The organism is Serratia sp. DD3 (assembly GCF_000496755.2).
This window is the reverse complement of record NZ_AYKS02000016.1, coordinates 96,917-115,011: the sequence shown is the minus strand read 5'-3', so window position 1 is coordinate 115,011 and position 18,095 is coordinate 96,917. Positions and strand designations below refer to the sequence as shown.

The window sequence follows — 18,095 nt, the reverse complement described above, 5'->3', positions numbered from 1 at the left end:
GGGAATTGCCGTGCTAAACCGTTATCCTTTGTGGAAGTATCTGATGCTGATCGTGGTGATCTTCGTCGGTCTGCTTTATGCACTTCCCAACATTTACGGTGAAGATCCTGCGGTACAAATCACTGGCGCGCGTGGTATCGCCGCCAGTGAGGCGACGCTGGATCAAGTCCGTAACGTATTAGAAAAAGATAATATTGTAAGCAAGTCGATTGCACTGGAAAACGGTGCCATCCTGGCTCGCTTTAAAGATACTGATGTCCAGTTACGTGCCCGTGAAGTTCTGATGGCGGAGTTGGGTGATAAATATGTTGTGGCGCTGAACCTGGCTCCAGCAACACCTGCCTGGCTCGCTAGAATCAATGCGGAACCAATGAAACTGGGGCTGGACTTACGTGGTGGTGTGCACTTCTTGATGGAAGTCGATATGGACACCGCGTTGAGCAAGTTGCAGGAACAGACGATGGACACCTTACGCACTGAACTGCGTGAGAAGGGCATCCCCTATGCAGCGATTCGCAAGTTGGAAAACAACGCTGTCGAAGTCCGTTTCCGTGATGATGCCACCCGCGATCAGGCCATCAGCTATATCACGCCACGTCAGCGTGATCTGGTGTTGTCTGCCAATGGCAGCAACACACTGAGAGCCGTCTTGACCGATGCCCGTTTGACTGAGGCTCGTGAATACGCGGTGCAACAGAACATCACTATCCTGCGTAACCGTGTTAACCAACTGGGTGTTGCTGAACCGTTGGTACAGCGCCAGGGAGCCGACCGCATCGTGGTTGAACTGCCGGGGATCCAGGATACGGCTCGCGCCAAAGAAATTTTAGGTGCGACGGCGACACTGGAATTCCGCCTGGTGAACACCAATGTGGATGCCTCTGCTGCGGCAAGTGGCCGTGTGCCGGGTGATTCAGAAGTCAAATTCACCCGTGATGGTCAGCCAATCGTACTTTACAAAAGGGTGATCCTGACCGGTGACCATATCACCGACTCCACCTCCGGTACCGATGAAATGGGTAGCCCACAGGTGAATATCTCCCTGGACGGCGCAGGTGGGACTATCATGTCCAACTTCACCAAGGACAACATTGGTAAACCTATGGCTACGCTGTTTGTCGAGTATAAAGACAGCGGCAAGAGAGATGCCAATGGACGCGCCATTCTGGTGAAGCAGGAAGAAGTGATCAACGTGGCCAATATTCAGTCGCGTCTGGGTAACAGTTTCCGTATCACCGGTATCGACAACCCGAATGAAGCTCGTCAACTGTCGTTGTTGTTGCGCGCTGGTGCGTTGATCGCGCCGATCCAGATTGTTGAAGAGCGGACCATTGGTCCGACACTGGGTCAGCAGAATATTACCCAGGGTCTGGAAGCCTGTCTGTGGGGCTTGGTTGCCTCCATCGTGTTTATGGTGGTTTGGTATCGCAAGTTTGGCCTGATCGCCTCAACGGCGCTGATGGCTAACCTGGTGCTGATTGTCGGTATCATGTCACTGTTGCCAGGGGCGACGCTCACCATGCCGGGTATTGCCGGTATCGTGCTGACACTGGCGGTAGCGGTCGATGCCAACGTACTGATAAACGAGCGTATCAAGGAGGAACTGAAGAATGGGCGATCCGTTCAACAGGCCATCCATGAGGGCTATAAAGGCGCGTTCTCCAGTATTGTTGATGCCAACATCACCACCTTGATTACTGCAATTATTCTGTATGCAGTGGGTACAGGTTCGATCAAAGGCTTTGCAATTACCACCGCAATTGGCGTGGCAACGTCCATGTTTACTGCCATTGTTGGTACCCGTGCCATTGTCAACCTGCTTTACGGCGGCAAGCGCATTAACAAGCTGTCTATTTGAGGAGTGTGTTGTGGCACAGGATTATACTGTTGAACAACTTAACTACGGCCGTAAAGTCCATGACTTTATGCGTTGGGATTATCTGGCCTTCGCCATTTCAATAATATTATTGATTGCGTCTGTCACTATCATGTCGCTACGCGGTTTTAACTGGGGGCTGGATTTCACCGGTGGTACGGTGATTGAAATTAACCTGGAGCAACCCGCCAATCTTGACCTGCTGCGCGATACCTTGGAACAAGCCGGGTTTAAGGATCCGATTATCCAGAACTTTGGCAGCAGCCGTGACATTATGGTGCGTATGCCGCCAGTAGAGGGTAGCGTAGGTCAGGAACTGGGTAATAAAGTGATCAGCGTGATCAACGCATCCGTTGATAAAAATGCGACGGTCAAGCGTATTGAGTTCGTAGGCCCGAGTGTCGGGAGTGAACTGGCGCAAACCGGTGGTATGGCGTTGTTGGTGGCGTTGATCTGTATCCTGATCTATGTTGGGTTCCGGTTTGAATGGCGTCTGGCATTGGGTGCGGTTCTGGCACTGGCTCACGACGTGGTTATCACCATGGGGATATTGTCGCTCTTCCATATCGAGATTGACTTGACCATCGTCGCTTCATTGATGTCGGTTATCGGTTACTCGCTGAACGACAGTATTGTGGTTTCTGACCGTATCCGTGAGAACTTCCGCAAGATCCGCCGTGGTACACCTTACGAAATCGTGAACGTTTCGCTGACACAAACCCTGAGTCGTACCATTATGACTTCCGCTACGACATTGATGGTGGTTCTGATGCTGTACATCTTTGGTGGCGCGATGCTACATGGTTTCTCATTAACCATGTTGATTGGTGTGTCTATCGGTACCATCTCCTCTATCTACGTTGCTTCGGCACTGGCGTTGAAACTGGGGATGAAACGTGAGCACATGCTGCAACTGAAAGTGGAAAAAGAAGGGGCAGATCAGCCTTCTATTTTACCGTGATCAAGTGGCATCGTTTATTTAGGCTACCGCTTCTTGGAGCTTGAATAACCCTAGATATCAAGCTTGAATTAAATGCCAGTCAGTGGATCCTGACTGGCATTTTTGTTTGTTGCTGTTCCAGAGACTCGGTAGTGGCATGTTTATTGGGCAACCCTCGAGGCAATTCACAACAAATGCCCTGTGCGCTTTGTTGTAACCCAAGTTCGGGGTAAACTGTGCTTAACAATAAAATGCTTATCAGGATGAGTTATGCATTGCCCTTTTTGCGCTGCTGTTGATACCAAAGTGATTGATTCCCGCCTGGTGGGGGACGGTTCTCAGGTGCGCCGTCGTCGCCAATGTCTGGTCTGCAATGAGCGTTTTACCACGTTTGAAGTAGCCGAACTGGTGATGCCGCGGGTGATTAAAAGTGATGAAGTTCGTGAACCGTTCAATGAAGATAAATTGCGTCGTGGGATGCTGAAAGCGTTGGAAAAGCGCCCAGTCAGCTCAGACGATGTAGAAAACGCGATAAATCATATCAAATCCCAGTTGCGGGCCACGGGTGAGCGCGAAGTACCGACCAAAATGGTGGGTAATCTGGTGATGGATGCCTTAAAAAAGCTGGATAAAGTGGCTTATATCCGTTTTGCATCGGTTTACCGTAGTTTTGAAGACATTCGTGAATTCGGCGAGGAAATCGCCAAACTGCAGGATTAAGCTGGTTGCTTATGCATAACGACCAATTTTACATGGCGCGTGCCTTTGAGCTGGCACGGCAGGGGCGTTTTACCACTACACCTAATCCGAATGTCGGTTGCGTGATTGTGCGCGATGGTCAGATTGTTGGTGAAGGTTACCATTTACGAGCCGGTGAGCCACATGCCGAAGTGCATGCCTTACGTATGGCGGGTGAACAGGCGCGTGGTGCCACCGTTTATGTCACGCTGGAACCTTGCAGCCACCAGGGTCGTACCCCACCTTGTGCTGATGCGCTGATTGCCGCGGGGGTTAGCCGCGTGGTGGCGGCAATGCAAGACCCTAACCCGCAAGTCGCCGGGCGTGGCCTGCATAAGCTACAGCAGGCGGGTATTGAGGTGTGTCACGGGGTGATGCTGGCGGATGCTGAAGCGGTCAATCGCGGTTTCCTCAAGCGGATGCGTACCGGTTTGCCTTATGTGCAGTTGAAACTGGGGGCCTCTTTGGATGGCCGAACTGCCATGGCCTCCGGTGAAAGCCAGTGGATCACCTCAGCGCAATCCCGGCAGGATGTACAGCGTTTGCGTGCCGAAAGTTCAGCCATCCTGAGCACGAGTGCCACGGTATTGGCCGACGATCCGTCACTGACAGTGCGCTGGGATGAATTGAGTGATGACATTCGCCAAATCTACCCGCGTGAAAATCTGCGGCAACCTGTGCGGGTTATTTTAGATAGTCAGAACCGGGTCACACCACAACATCGGGTGGTACAGCAGCCTGGGAACACTTGGTTGGCACGTTTGCAACCGGATGCTCAATCTTGGCCAGCAGGTGTAGAACAATTGTTGCTACCTGCGTATGGGCGGGGGATTGATCTGGTTGCGATGATGATGCAACTGGCTAAACGCCAAGTGAACACGGTTTGGGTTGAAGCCGGTGCCCAGTTGGCGGGGAGCTTACTGCAAACCGGGCTGGTTGATGAGCTGATACTGTATGTGGCACCCAAGTTATTGGGTGATAATGGCCGGGGATTGTGTCAATTACCCGGTCTTGTGCAGTTGTCTGAGGCACCAGAGTTTGTTTTCAGTGAAGTGCGCCAGATCGGGCCAGACTTGCGTTTGCGGCTAACTGCTAAATAACGAATACCACTTTTATCTCCCTGCTCCCTGGTGTTTTAAAAAACCGCCGCGCAGGTAGACAAAGAATATGATAGAATCCGCCCCCCTATGGGGTATTGAACCTATTTTTGAGGAAAGCCCATGAAAGTTATTGAAGGTGTTGTTGCCACTCCTAATGCCCGTGTGGCGATCGCAATTGCACGTTTTAACAATTTTATCAACGACAGCCTACTGCAAGGCGCCATTGATGCCCTGAAACGTGTGGGTCAGGTTGATGATGCCAACATCACCGTTGTTTGGGTTCCTGGGGCATACGAATTGCCATTAACGGCACGTGTATTGGCCAATACTGGCAAATATGACGCCGTGATTGCGCTGGGTACCGTGATCCGTGGTGGTACTGCGCACTTTGAATATGTGGCCGGTGAAGCCAGCTCTGGCCTGGGGCATGTCTCATTGACTACCGAGATCCCGGTTGCCTTTGGGGTACTGACCACTGAAAGTATTGAACAAGCGATTGAACGCGCTGGGACCAAAGCCGGTAATAAAGGCGCAGAAGCAGCACTGACCGCACTTGAAATGATTAATGTTATCAAGGCGATTAAAGCCTGAATTTAGTTTAAGGGGAATTCCGTGAAACCTGCTGCTCGTCGTCGCGCTCGTGAGTGCGCTGTTCAAGCGATCTACTCTTGGCAGTTGTCTAGAAATGACATTGCCGATGTTGAACATCAGTTCCTGACGGAGCAGGATGTCAAAGATGTTGACATCGCCTATTTTCGTGAGCTGCTTTCTGGTGTGGCAGTCAATGCGGGTATGCTGGATGGGCTGATGGCCCCCTATCTGTCTCGCCAACTCGAAGAGCTGGGCCAGGTGGAAAGAGCCGTACTGCGCATTGCGCTGTTTGAGCTAAAAATGCGTGAGGATGTTCCTTACAAAGTGGCTATCAACGAAGCGATCGAATTGGCGAAAACCTTTGGTGCTGAAGATAGTCACAAGTTTGTCAATGGTGTGTTGGATAAAGCTGCTCCCAGTATCCGTAAGAAAAAATAACGACTAAGGCCGGGAAACCGGCCTTGATTTCTTTGGAGGAAAGAGCATGGCATGCGGTGAGTTCGATCTTATTGCCCGTTATTTTAACCGTCCTGAGACTGTGCGCCGGGATGTTCAGTTGGGCATTGGTGATGACTGCGCACTCCTGACAGTGGCAGAAAAACAGCTTTTAGCCATCAGTACCGATACCTTGGTATCAGGCATCCATTTTTTGGCGGAGATAGATCCGGCCGATCTCGGTTACAAAGCGTTAGCCGTTAATTTGAGCGACCTGGCGGCAATGGGCGCTGATCCCGCTTGGCTTTCCTTGGCGTTGACACTCCCTAATGTGGATGAAGCCTGGCTGAAAGCGTTCAGTGACAGCCTATTCGAACAACTCAATTACTACGGCATGCAACTGATTGGTGGGGATACCACACGTGGCCCACTCAGCATGACGTTGACCATCAATGGCCTGGTACCTGCCGGGCGCGCATTAACACGCAGTGGTGCCAAGATCGGTGACTGGATTTATGTCACCGGAATGTTGGGTGACAGTGCCGCCGGGCTGGCTATTCTGCAACAACGCTTGCAGGTGAGCGAGCCAGAAGCGCGTAACTATTTGCTGAAACGTCATTTACGGCCGACACCGCGCGTGTTGCAGGGTAAAGCGCTGCGTGATCTGGCCAGTTCGGCGATCGATATTTCCGATGGTTTAATCTCTGACTTGAAACATGTGCTCAAGGCTTCTAGGTGTGGGGCGCGCATTGAACTGGATGAACTGCCAATGTCACAAGCGATGACCCAGCATGCCGAGGTGGAGCAGGCGTTGCGTTGGGCACTGACAGGCGGAGAAGACTACGAGCTGTGCTTTACCGTACCGGAGATCAATCGTGGCGCATTAGAAGTGGCGTTAAGCCATTTAGGTGCGGATTACACCTGCATCGGCCAGATTGTTTCGCCCGCTGATGGGGTGAAGTTCTATCGTGGTCATCAAGAGATTGAGTTACCGTGGCACGGCTACGATCATTTCAGCATTGAGTAAAAATCATGAAAGATGAAGCGAAGTCCCGGCTACGTATGAGCAACCCATGGCATCTGCTGGCGACCGGTTTTGGCAGTGGATTGTCGCCGATTATGCCAGGGACCATGGGGTCGATTGCTGCCATTCCGTTCTGGTTGTTGTTGATCCAGTTACCCTGGCCGCTTTATTTATTGGTGCTGATATTCAGTAGCGGCATCGGTATTTATCTGTGCCATAAAACCTCCAAAGATATGCAGGTGGATGATCATGGCAGCATCGTCTGGGATGAATTTGTCGGTATGTGGATCACCTTAATGATGTTACCGGTCCACAACTGGCAATGGGTCATTAGCGGGTTTGTGGTGTTCCGTATTCTTGATATCTGGAAGCCATGGCCGATTCGCTGGTTTGACCGCAATCTGCATGGCGGCTTGGGGATCATGATTGATGATATCATCGCCGGTGTGCTGGCTGCCGTGGTGATTTATCTGATGGGGTATTATTGGCCGAGCGGATGGTGGTGATAGCCTTGTTGCCATTCAAGCTGCGTCTCCAGTGAACCGCTATCGATAAAGGCGCACCTCAGTGTGCGCCTCTACAGGTCACTTTCGCTGACTCAAGATTGGCGGTTAGGCAAAACCTACTACTTATGCAAAACCGACCACCTGATGTGGTACATAAGCCGTTTCTAATTGGGCAATTTCTTGCACTGTCAGCTTAAGATCAATGGCGGCAACGGCATCCAACAGGTGTTCACTACGTGAAGCACCAATAATCGGTGCAGTCACCACAGATTTACTCAACAGCCAAGCCAGGGCGACCTGTGCTCGTGGAACGCCGCGTTGTTCTGCGATGCTGGCCACATGTCCGGCAATCTGGGCATCGACCTCTTCAGTGGCAACATACAAGGTTTTACCATACAGATCGGAATCTATTCGTTTGGTAGTTTCCCCCCAAGGGCGGGTTAATCTGCCACGCGCCAACGGGCTCCAAGGGAGCACCGCAATGCCTTCAGCGGCACATAGCGGGTACATTTCCCGCTCTTCTTCCCGCTGGATTAGATTGTATTGATCCTGCATGCTGACAAAACGCGTCCAGCCATAGCGGTCGGCAGTGTATAGCGCTTTGGCAAATTGCCAGGCATACATTGAGGATGCCCCGATATAGCGTGCTTTACCGGCTTTCACCACGTCATGCAGTGCTTCCAACGTTTCTTCGATCGGTGTTTCGTAATCCCAACGGTGGATTTGCAGTAAATCCACATAGTCGGTTCCCAGACGCCGCAGGCTATCGTCAATGGATTGCATAATCTTGGGGCGCGATAGCCCGCGCTCCAGATTGCTCATGGCATTATAGACTTTGGTGGCAATCACCACGTCTTCGCGGCGGGTGTAGTCACGCAAGGCTCGGCCAACAATTTCTTCACTGCTGCCATCAGAGTAACTATTGGCGGTATCAAAGAAGTTGATACCCATATCTAATGCCTGTCTGATCAGTGGGCGGCTGTTCTCTTCCGGTAGCGTCCATGGGTGGCTACCCCGTAAAGGTTCACCATAAGTCATACATCCCAGGCAGATACGGGAAATGTTCAGGTCGGTATTACCCAGTTTTAGATATTCCATAATTCATAATCTCCTGTGTACCGAGCAAACCCAAGGGCATCACGCCAACCAGGCCTCGATCTGGCGTTGAATGCCGATAGCATCCAGACCAAGATCACTGCGGATCTCATCTTGATTACCTTGAGGAATGAAATAATCAGGTAAGCCAATATTTAGCACCGGCACCTGCTGGCGTTTTGCCATCAACAGCTCGTTTACGCCGCTGCCTGCGCCCCCCATAATGGCATTCTCTTCCAATGTTACCAGGGCTGTATGACTGGCGGCCATCTCTAGCACCAGTTGTTGGTCCAGCGGTTTGACAAAACGCATATCCACCAATGTAGCATTGAGGGCTGCGGCGGCTTGTGCCGCTTCCGGTAATAGCGTGCCGAAGTTGAGGATGGCAATTTTTTCACCGGTGCGGCGTACCACACCTTTACCGATCGGCAGGCTTGCCAGCGGTTCCAGTACTGCGCCAGTACCATTACCACGCGGGTAACGGACTGCACTGGGGCCGTCGTTATAGTGATAACCGGTATACAACATTTGTCGACACTCGTTTTCATCACTTGGCGTCATGATCACCATATTGGGGATACAACGCAGGAATGAGAGGTCGAATGCGCCTTGGTGGGTTTGACCATCAGCACCGACTATACCGCCACGATCAATGGCAAACATCACTGGCAAGTTGGGGATCGCCACATCGTGAATGACCTGGTCGTAAGCACGTTGCAGAAACGTGGAGTAGATCGCCACCACCGGCTTATAACCACCAATAGCCAAGCCAGCAGCAAAGGTCACCGCGTGCTGTTCGGCAATGGCGACATCGAAATACTGCTGAGGATAGTCACGGGAAAACTGAACCATGCCAGAACCTTCACGCATAGCGGGGGTGATGGCCATCAGTTGACTGTCAGCGGCGGCAGTTTCGCATAACCACTGACCAAAAATAGTCGAATAGGTTGGCAGCCCTCCGCCACTTTTCGGCAAGGTGCCGATGGCAGGATCGAACTTGGGCACCGCATGGAAACTGATCGGGTCCTTCTCCGCAGGGGCATAGCCACGGCCTTTTTTGGTCATGATATGCAGCAGTTGTGGCCCTTTCAGATCGCGCATGTTCTTCAGTGTGGCGATCAGCCCTTGAACATCGTGTCCATCTACCGGGCCGATGTAATTAAACCCCAGCTCTTCGAACAGTGTGCCAGGGACCACCATCCCTTTGAGGTGTTCTTCGGTACGTTTGAGCAGTTCTTTGATGGGGGGCAGGCCAGAGAGAACTTTCTTGCCACCTTCACGCAGTGTGGAGTAAAGCTTGCCTGAAAGCAGTTGTGCCAGATGATTATTCAGGGCTCCAACGTTTTCAGAGATCGACATTTCATTGTCGTTGAGTACTACCAGCATATCTGGGGTGATATCCCCGGCGTGATTCATGGCTTCAAATGCCATACCCGCGGTGATGGCACCATCACCAATCACGCAGACGGTACGGCGATCTTTCCCTTCCCGCGCGGCGGCTACCGCCAAACCCAGACCAGCACTGATTGAGGTGGATGAGTGGCCGACACTGAGCACATCATATTCGCTTTCCCCGCGCCATGGGAAAGGATGCAGCCCTTTTTTTTGCCGGATAGTGGCAATACGATCACGGCGACCTGTCAGGATTTTATGTGGATAGGCTTGATGGCCTACATCCCAGACCAGGTGATCAAACGGCGTGTTGTAAACGTAATGCAGCGCGACCGTCAGTTCGACAGTACCTAGCCCGGAAGCAAAATGACCACTGGAACGGCTAACGCTGTTCAGCAGATATTGCCGTAGCTCGTCACAGAGTTTTGGCAAACTTTCTTTTGGCAAGGAGCGCAACTCTTGTGGAGTGTCCGCTAGTGCCAAGGTCGGGTATTTGGTTATATCAATAGGCATTTGATACTCATATCAGAGATGTTTACCCTTTCTATTTCACGTTGTCATAGTGTATTCACGTTGTCATAGTATGAAACGCCCACTCTCTATGGGAGCGACTGATGCCATCCAACCCAGAAGATTGATGATGTTCAACCTCGAGTTTCACTTTGCGGCTATTTGCCGCTAAGTAGGCGTGTTTTTCACTCAATGACTACCTGCTTACAACTTGAAAGAGCCAGGGTATATCACGCTATACGTTAATTGTCGCGTTCAATAATGAAGTTGGCTAACGCACGTAATGGCGCGGTGTCATAGTTTTTTGCGGCCAAAGTCTCTAAAGCCGTCAACGCTTCTTGATAGAGATCCCACGCTTTTAGTTTTGCGCTGTCAAGTCCCAGAAGGGCAGGATAGGTACTCTTTCCAAGTTGTTGATCGGAGCCTTGGCGTTTGCCGATCTTTGCTGTTTCTCCTACCACATCCAGAATGTCATCTTGCACTTGAAATGCCAGCCCTATTGCGGCCGCATAACGATCTAGTTGTGGCAAGGCGGCACGCCCTGACTCACCGGCTGCCAGTGCCCCCAGACGAACCGCCGCCCGGATGAGAGCACCAGTTTTATGGCGATGGATCTGTTCCAGCGCCAATAAATCAATTTGCTTGCCTTCCGCTTCCAGATCCAGCGACTGACCGCCACACATACCGGCAACTCCACTGGCACTGGCCAGTTCGGAGATCATCGCTAATCTGTCATGCAATGATACATCGGGCATGGGGGCATCTGCCAGAATAGAAAATGCCAGGGTTTGTAGTGCATCACCCGCCAGGATGGCGTTAGCCTCACCAAACTTGATATGACAGGTGGGTTGGCCTCGGCGGAGGTCATCATCATCCATTGCGGGTAAGTCATCATGGATCAGTGAATAGGCATGAATACATTCCACGGCGGCGGCGGGGGCATCCAGATTATCCAGGCTCAGGCCAAACATCTGCCCGCTGGCATACACCAGAAATGGCCGTAACCGTTTGCCGCCCAGCAATGCACCGTGGCGCATTGCTGCCACCATGTTGCCCTCATTGAGCGGTAAGGGAGCAAGGTAAGCCAGCAGGGCGCGATCACTGCGCTGGCGTAAAGCTTGTAACTGATCTTGGAACTCAGACATCGTTATTACTCAGCGTCCGGATTAAAAGGAGCCAGTGCAGCATCGTCACTATTACCATTGAGCAGGATCTCTACCCGTTGCTCTGCCTGCTGCAGTTTTTGCTGGCCTTGGCGTGCCAGTTGTATGCCGCGCTCAAACTCATTGAGTGCATCTTCCAGTGATAATTCGCCGGACTCCAGGCGTGCGACAATACTTTCAAGTTCACTCAACGCGTTCTCAAAGCTGACGTTTTGCTCTTTACTGTCTGATTGTATCGGTTTTTTAGCCATAATTTCGTTTTTACATCATCATATGAAGCGTGGAGTCAGAGAGCCTATCCTAGCGGATCTTGTTCAGTAAATCATGGCGCTTCTTTTGCTAAATTGATTCCCGTGGTGGTGGAATATTGACGGATACCTTCGGTTTTGTGCACGTAGCATAATCAGATAGTGATATACTCCGCACCGCAATTATTCTTCCATTATCTAACGACCACCAGACAATCAAAAACCGCCATGAAGTTTATCATTAAATTGTTTCCAGAAATCACTATCAAGAGTCAATCTGTGCGCTTGCGCTTTATCAAGATCCTGACGACTAACATTCGTAATGTGCTTAAACAGTATGATGAAACGTTGGCGGTGGTACGGCACTGGGATTTTATCGAAGTGCGTGCCAAAGATGAGGACCAACGCCCGGTGATTGCCGATGCGTTGATGCGCATTCCCGGTATTCACCATATCCTGGAAGTGGAAGATCGCACTTATACCGATATGCATAATATCTTTGAACAGGTGTTAGCGACTTATCGCGATCAACTGGAAGGTAAAACGTTTTGTGTGCGTGTCAAACGCCGTGGTAAGCATGAGTTTAGTTCGATTGATGTGGAACGTTATGTTGGCGGTGGGCTCAATCAGCATATCGAAACGGCACGGGTTAAGCTTTCTCATCCACAGGTAACGGTAAATCTGGAGATCGAAGACGACCGACTGATGCTGGTTAAGGCACGCCGTGAAGGGCTGGGTGGTTATCCGATTGGTACGCAGGAAGATGTGCTGTCACTGATTTCTGGTGGTTTTGATTCAGGCGTATCAAGCTATATGCTGATGCGTCGTGGCTGCCGTGTACATTACTGCTTCTTTAATCTCGGGGGCGCGGCCCATGAAATTGGCGTCAAGCAGGTGGCCTACTATTTATGGCAGCGCTTTGGTAGCTCACACAAAGTGCGTTTTGTGGCGGTGGACTTCGAGCCGGTAGTGGGTGAGATTTTAGAAAAAGTCGATGACGGCCAGATGGGCGTTGTGCTCAAGCGTATGATGGTGCGCGCTGCTTCTCAGGTGGCTGAACGTTACGGCGTGCAGGCACTGGTTACCGGCGAAGCGCTGGGCCAGGTCTCTAGCCAGACCCTGACCAACCTGCGACTGATTGACAATGTCTCTGATACCTTGATCTTACGCCCGCTGATCTCCCATGATAAAGAGCACATTATTGATCTTGCGCGGGAAATCGGTACCGAGGATTTTGCCAAAACCATGCCGGAATATTGTGGCGTGATTTCGAAGAGCCCAACGGTTAAAGCGGTGAAAAGCAAGATTGAAGCAGAAGAGGCAAACTTTGATTTTGCCATTCTCGATCGTGTGGTGCGTGAAGCGCGCAATGTGGATATTCGCACTATCGCTGAAGAAACACAGCAGCTGGTTACCGAGGTGGAGACGGTGGCTGAATTTACCGCTGATGAGGTGATTCTGGATATTCGTTCTGCCGACGAACAGGAAGAAAAACCCCTTGCTATCACCCAGGCAGAGGTAAAGACCCTGCCATTTTATAAGTTGAGTAGCCAATTTGCTGCGCTTGATCAGAGCAAAACCTACCTACTCTATTGTGATCGAGGGGTGATGAGTCGCCTGCAAGCGCTCTATCTGCTTGAGCAAGGCTATACCAACGTTAAGGTCTATCGTCCTTAGCCTTCCCTCAGCCTGAGTGAATGAGGGGGCTTCTGGTTTGGCACTCAATCACTAAAATCGTACATGCCAGGTAGCAGTACCAGTTGTGCTGCTACCTCTGCCGCTTTGCTCTTGCCCAACAATAAATCAATCAGCTTTAAAGCAAATTCCATTGAGGTGCCAGGCCCTTGGCTGGTCAGCAGATTCACTCGCGCATCAAACACCACGCGCCGTTCCAGCCAGTTGGCCGGTGGGATCTGCTCTTTTAACCCTGGGAAGCCGGTCATATTGCTGATGGGGAACAGATTATGGTGTTGTAATACCAACGCTGGGGCAGCACAGATAGCCGCTACAATCTTCCCTTGTAGGTGCATTTGACGCACTTTCTCTACCAGCAAGGGGCTATCGCGGAAACACTCGGCCCCTTTGATGCCACCCGGTAGCACGATGGCATCAAAAGGGTCATCAACAATGGCCACCAGCGGTGCATCGGCCAGCAGTTTTACCCCACGGGAACAGGTAATGGTTAGGTTGCCGTCACCCGCGACGCTGGCGGTGGTCACGCTAACCCCGGCGCGCACCAACAAGTCAATGGTGGTAACGGCTTCGGTTTCTTCACTACCAGGAGCCAGACAGACCAGCGCCGATACGCTCATACTCGTTTTCCTTTTGTTTAATCATTTCAAACAACCGGGTATTTTCCGGCAGGGAGATACCATGCTTGCGGCCACGACGCAGTAAATAACCGGTGATATAGTCGACCTCGGTATGCCGTTGGCTACGGATATCCTGCAGCATAGAAGAGATATTGTCCGCTGTGTTCTCGATCACTTGCATCACATAGAGCATCAGACCTTCACATGAAGTATGGTACCCCTCTCTTTCCATCACCTCGGCAATTTCGTGGCAGATAAGCTCTATCTGTTGGGGATAGCGTTGCAGATCGCCATTGTGGCAGTTATACAGCACGGTGAGTGGGTTGATGACACAGTTCACGGCCAATTTGCGCCAGCAGGCAGCGGCGATATGGTTATGCCAAGCGACATCGGGCAATGCCTGATGCAGTACTTCTGCTAAATGACTCAGATGGGCGGCTTGTGATGTTGCCGGGCCGATATGGGTGATCCCATTGGCAACATGGATAATGGCATTACCATCATGGCGAGCCGCATGGGTCGTGGTCCCTTGCAACACCGGTTGGCTGTGCGGCGGTAATTCATCAACAGTACCCAAGCCATTATGTAACAGTAAAATAGCACAATGTGGGTTGAGCTTGGGGAGTAGCAGGGTTAACGCGCCAGAAATCTGCCAAGCTTTAAGCGTGACCAGCAGCAGCTCACTTTGCGATAAATGTTCAGGATCGTTAGTGGGTAAATTATGGTTAAATGAAGTACCGCCTGGCTCAATAATATTGACTGCACAAAATGGCGAGGGTACCCGTAACCACCCCTGTACATCGTGACCTTGTTGATAGAGTCTGGCGAGCCAGAGTTGCCCGAGGGCACCGCAACCAAGAATGGTTATTTTCATTCTATCTCCTTGGCGTCAAATGAGTTTAAACTGTTTTCTGGCTGCAGCTTGAATGAGTGCGATTATAAACCTCAGGCTCAGTACTGACATCGAAATTTTGCCTACTGTAACATTTTATCTACTGTAACAAAGCAGGTATGATTCAGGGCATCAAAATCATAGGTTACCCATTTTGGTGGAGGATATATGCCATCTTTCGACATCGTTTCCGAAATAGATATGCAGGAAGTGCGTAATGCGGTTGAGAACGCCAGCCGCGATCTCAGCACCCGTTGGGATTTTCGTAACGTACCAGCCAGTTTTGAGCTGAATGAAAAGAATGAAAGCATTAAAGTGGCCAGCGAGTCCGATTTTCAGGTGCAACAATTGCTGGATATTTTGCGTGAGAAACTGAGTAAGCGCAGTATTGATGGAGGTGCGCTGGAGATCCCGGACGAGCTGACGCATAGCGGCAAAACCTACAGCGTTGAAGCCAAGCTTAAGCAAGGTATTGAAACCAGCCTGGCGAAAAAAATCGTCAAGCTAATCAAAGACAGCAAGCTGAAGGTGCAGGTGCAAATTCAGGGTGACGAAGTGCGGGTGACCGGTAAATCCCGTGACGACCTGCAAGGCGTGATGGCACTGGTGCGTGGTGCCGACCTTGGTCAACCCTTCCAGTTTAAAAACTTCCGCGATTGAGTTATATCGGGCCGATGGATGGTCGGCCCAAATTTATCTTCGGTGGATATCAATATGCATTGACCAATGCTTCTAATTGGCCCCGGTTGGTCTGTTTGGTATCAACCTTGATATAGGCACTGCGTTCTTCGGGTACCACGATGGCTTCAGTGACCCCAGGTTGCGCCATTAAACGGTGTTGCAAGGCCGAATCTTTCACTGCCAGTTCACAGAGCGTAATGCGCAAACTGCTGACATAAGGCGGCTCTTTCATGGTGCTACTGACGACAAACCAGATGGCGGCAAGCCCGGCTCCAGCAATAAACACCAACCCGGTACCTTGCAGGCTATATAGCCACCCCCCGACACTGCCGCCAATCGCCACACCAATAAATTGACTGGTGGAGTAAACCCCCATTGCAGTGCCTTTATAACCGGCTGGAGCTTCTTTACTGATCAGCGAAGGTAGAATAGCTTCCATCACATTGAAAGCGATAAAGAATAACTGTATGCCAGCGATGATGGCCCACAAATGCAGGCCAGAGCGCCAGAGCACCACTTCGGCGCAAAATAATACCGCCACACAGCCCATAAATACCTGTTTCATACGGCGGTATTTTTCGGCATAGATGATAAAAGGCACGATGGTGGCAAATGAGACCAGCATCGTCACCAGGTAAACCTTCCAGTGATTACTGGCCGCTAATCCCGCTTGTTGCATCGCCAGCGGCAGGGCGACAAAGCTCGACATCAACAAAATATGCAGGCACATGATGCCGAAGTTGAGTTTTAACAGGCGCGGATTGTTCAGTACTTTGCTGAAGCTGCCCCGTACCATGCTGGATTCACGGTTTAATACGTGATCACGGGTGGATGGCACCACCGCCAGCGTAATGACGATCCCGGCTAAGGCTAAGAGCGCAATCATCCAGAATAGAGCTTGTAAACCGAAAGCATGAGTCACGATAGGGCCAACCACCATCGCGCAAGCAAAGGTGAGCCCGAAACTAACCCCGATAAACGCCATTGCTTTGGTACGGTTCTGTTCGCGGGTTAAATCGGATAGCAGCGCCATTACTGCAGCGGCTATTGCCCCAGAACCTTGCAAAGCACGGCCAAGAATAATTCCCCAGATGGAGTCACTGAGCGCCGCGATGACACTCCCCAGGGCAAAAATCAGCAGACCACCGACGATCAACGGTTTACGGCCAATACGATCAGAAACCAGTCCGAAAGGGATCTGGAACAGGGCTTGTGCCAAGCCATAGATGCCAATGGCGATGCCAATTAACGTCTCACTGGCACCCTGCAGTGCCATACCATAGGTGGTGAGCACCGGCAGCACCATAAACATGCCTAACATGCGCAGTGAAAACACCGCTCCTAATCCCCAGGTAGCCCGCCGTTCTTTGGGGGTCATGATATTGTCGTTCATTGGGACCTCAATAAAACTCACACATCTGATCAGCTAAAGCAGCAAGCCTGATGGAATAATTGGTCAAAGTGGCATCATTCTAGATGCGTGTATTCTAGAGCGTGTAGCGGGGGAGGGGGAAGTGAATGTTGTTTAACAGATGTTAATGTTATCCCCAGATTATTTTCGATCAGGGCTGATGGTCATTGGGTATATACCTTACCCTTGACGCTAACGGTTCAACTGACTGGCAACCGTTAGCTTCATAAGGGTTAAAAGGGCTGGTGACATGGATGGTGATAGAAATTATTGCCAACTATCTGCATTACCCAATATAGGTCAACAAGGCGCCTGGTGCAGTATTGGCATTGAAGTCAATAGACATCATCACACTGAGTGAGGTAATGGCAACAATCGAGAAGATAAACAGTTTGCGTGCCCAGATACTGTCATTTTCCGCTTTATAACCACGTAGGGCCATGCCCAACCACCATACGCTCACCGCCGCAGCCACAATCAGATATCTGTAACCGGCATAACCTACCAAGGTCAGCATCAGCGTGGCAACCATAAACGCCAGGATATAGACTGTGATGTGGTTCTTGGCAACGGAAATGCCCTTCACCACCGGCAGTACCGGGATATTGGCTGCCTGATAATCTTTCAGCCGGAAGATGGCAATGGCATAAGAGTGGGGCATCTGCCACAGGCTGAATATGGCCAACAAGATCAAAGCACCAGCATCAAACTCGTTGGTGACCGCACAATAGCCAATCACCGGGGGCGCAGCACCCGATAGGCTGCCAATCAGTGTACCGTAGACTGAATGGCGCTTCATATAGAGGCTATAAACACCCACGTAAACCACAAAACCCATCACCGCCAGCCACATGGCCAGCGGGTTGGCGGCAATATACAGCAGGGTGAAACCAGCAATACCCAACAGGGTCGCGTAAATCAGGCTGACATTCGGCGCAATCAGGCCTTTTACCAACACCCGGTTTTTGGTTCTCTCCATCTTTTTGTCGATGTCACGGTCGATGTAATTGTTAAATACACAGCCCGAGGCCACCACCAATGACACCCCTAACAGGGTAGAGAAAAACAGGGAGTAGTCGATACTCCCTTTGGAAGCGAGCAGAAATCCCCCAATCACCGAGATAAGATTGCCGAAAATAATTCCTGGCTTGGTTACTTGCAGGTATTGCTTAATCATCACA

The 18,095-nt window shown here is 51.0% G+C and carries 18 protein-coding genes; 10 read left to right on the top strand and 8 right to left on the bottom strand.

The annotated features are described in order from the left end of the window. Positions 1-10: 10 nt before the first annotated feature. The 8 genes from secD to pgpA all read left to right on the top strand — a co-directional run bounded on the left by secD (position 11) and on the right by pgpA (position 7,210). Complete coding sequence (secD, locus tag IO95_RS02370; RefSeq protein ID WP_072011637.1) at positions 11-1,858, top strand: protein translocase subunit SecD; 1,848 nt, start codon at positions 11-13, stop codon at positions 1,856-1,858. 10 nt (positions 1,859-1,868) lie between these two features. Next, positions 1,869-2,837 (top strand): protein translocase subunit SecF, encoded by a 969-nt coding sequence (gene secF / locus IO95_RS02365; RefSeq protein ID WP_023489499.1) that lies wholly within the window; start codon positions 1,869-1,871, stop codon positions 2,835-2,837. Between the two features lie 249 nt (positions 2,838-3,086). Then, the gene (gene nrdR, locus IO95_RS02360) at positions 3,087-3,536 is read left to right on the top strand and encodes a transcriptional regulator NrdR (protein ID WP_021180191.1); all 450 of its coding nucleotides are present in this window, start codon (positions 3,087-3,089) and stop codon (positions 3,534-3,536) included. An 11-nt stretch (positions 3,537-3,547) separates the two neighbouring features. Beyond that, positions 3,548-4,654, top strand: a complete 1,107-nt coding sequence (ribD, locus tag IO95_RS02355; RefSeq protein WP_023489500.1) for a bifunctional diaminohydroxyphosphoribosylaminopyrimidine deaminase/5-amino-6-(5-phosphoribosylamino)uracil reductase RibD — start codon at positions 3,548-3,550, stop codon at positions 4,652-4,654. A 120-nt stretch (positions 4,655-4,774) separates the two neighbouring features. Further along, positions 4,775-5,245, top strand: a complete 471-nt coding sequence (ribE, locus tag IO95_RS02350; protein WP_023489501.1) for a 6,7-dimethyl-8-ribityllumazine synthase — start codon at positions 4,775-4,777, stop codon at positions 5,243-5,245. A gap of 21 nt (positions 5,246-5,266) precedes the next feature. Beyond that, a complete protein-coding gene (gene nusB, locus IO95_RS02345) occupies positions 5,267-5,683 on the top strand; it encodes a transcription antitermination factor NusB (protein WP_023489502.1) in 417 nt (138 codons plus the stop codon). A 46-nt stretch (positions 5,684-5,729) separates the two neighbouring features. After that, positions 5,730-6,707, top strand: coding sequence for a thiamine-phosphate kinase (gene thiL / locus IO95_RS02340; protein ID WP_023489503.1), 978 nt, complete (start codon positions 5,730-5,732; stop codon positions 6,705-6,707). 5 nt (positions 6,708-6,712) lie between these two features. Next, positions 6,713-7,210 carry a phosphatidylglycerophosphatase A gene (pgpA, locus tag IO95_RS02335; protein ID WP_023489504.1) on the top strand — a complete coding sequence of 166 codons (498 nt, stop codon included), beginning with the start codon at positions 6,713-6,715 and terminating at the stop codon, positions 7,208-7,210. A gap of 123 nt (positions 7,211-7,333) precedes the next feature. Here the strand turns inward: pgpA and IO95_RS02330 are convergent, their stop codons facing one another. From IO95_RS02330 to xseB, 4 genes are all read right to left on the bottom strand, one after another. Beyond that, complete coding sequence (locus IO95_RS02330; RefSeq protein ID WP_023489505.1) at positions 7,334-8,308, bottom strand: aldo/keto reductase; 975 nt, start codon at positions 8,306-8,308, stop codon at positions 7,334-7,336. Between the two features lie 39 nt (positions 8,309-8,347). After that, on the bottom strand, positions 8,348-10,210 hold the full coding sequence (gene dxs, locus IO95_RS02325) for a 1-deoxy-D-xylulose-5-phosphate synthase (RefSeq protein ID WP_023489506.1): 1,863 nt from the start codon (positions 10,208-10,210) through the stop codon (positions 8,348-8,350). Between the two features lie 239 nt (positions 10,211-10,449). Beyond that, entirely contained in the window at positions 10,450-11,352 is a 903-nt protein-coding gene (gene ispA / locus IO95_RS02320; protein WP_023489507.1) for a (2E,6E)-farnesyl diphosphate synthase, read from the bottom strand. A gap of 5 nt (positions 11,353-11,357) precedes the next feature. Further along, positions 11,358-11,621, bottom strand: a complete 264-nt coding sequence (gene xseB, locus IO95_RS02315) for an exodeoxyribonuclease VII small subunit (protein ID WP_023489508.1) — start codon at positions 11,619-11,621, stop codon at positions 11,358-11,360. Positions 11,622-11,846: 225 nt separating this feature from the next. Here xseB and thiI point away from each other — a divergent pair, with 225 nt between their 5' ends. Then, complete coding sequence (gene thiI, locus IO95_RS02310; protein ID WP_023489509.1) at positions 11,847-13,295, top strand: tRNA uracil 4-sulfurtransferase ThiI; 1,449 nt, start codon at positions 11,847-11,849, stop codon at positions 13,293-13,295. A gap of 44 nt (positions 13,296-13,339) precedes the next feature. On the opposite strand, the gene yajL is transcribed toward thiI, so the two are convergent. Together yajL and panE are read right to left on the bottom strand one after the other, a co-directional pair. Beyond that, on the bottom strand, positions 13,340-13,930 hold the full coding sequence (yajL, locus tag IO95_RS02305) for a protein deglycase YajL (protein ID WP_023489510.1): 591 nt from the start codon (positions 13,928-13,930) through the stop codon (positions 13,340-13,342). Next, positions 13,893-14,804 (bottom strand): 2-dehydropantoate 2-reductase, encoded by a 912-nt coding sequence (panE, locus tag IO95_RS02300; protein WP_023489511.1) that lies wholly within the window; start codon positions 14,802-14,804, stop codon positions 13,893-13,895. Before panE ends, yajL begins: the two co-directional genes overlap by 38 nt. 186 nt (positions 14,805-14,990) lie before the next feature. On the opposite strand from panE, the gene IO95_RS02295 reads away from it, so the two are divergent. Next, a complete protein-coding gene (locus IO95_RS02295) occupies positions 14,991-15,482 on the top strand; it encodes a YajQ family cyclic di-GMP-binding protein (protein ID WP_023489512.1) in 492 nt (163 codons plus the stop codon). 49 nt (positions 15,483-15,531) lie between these two features. Here IO95_RS02295 and IO95_RS02290 read toward each other — a convergent pair whose 3' ends face one another. After that, positions 15,532-16,896, bottom strand: a complete 1,365-nt coding sequence (locus tag IO95_RS02290; protein ID WP_023489513.1) for an MFS transporter — start codon at positions 16,894-16,896, stop codon at positions 15,532-15,534. A 304-nt stretch (positions 16,897-17,200) separates the two neighbouring features. After that, positions 17,201-18,091 carry a heme o synthase gene (gene cyoE, locus IO95_RS02285; protein ID WP_023489514.1) on the bottom strand — a complete coding sequence of 297 codons (891 nt, stop codon included), beginning with the start codon at positions 18,089-18,091 and terminating at the stop codon, positions 17,201-17,203. Between the last annotated feature and the right edge of the window lie 4 nt (positions 18,092-18,095).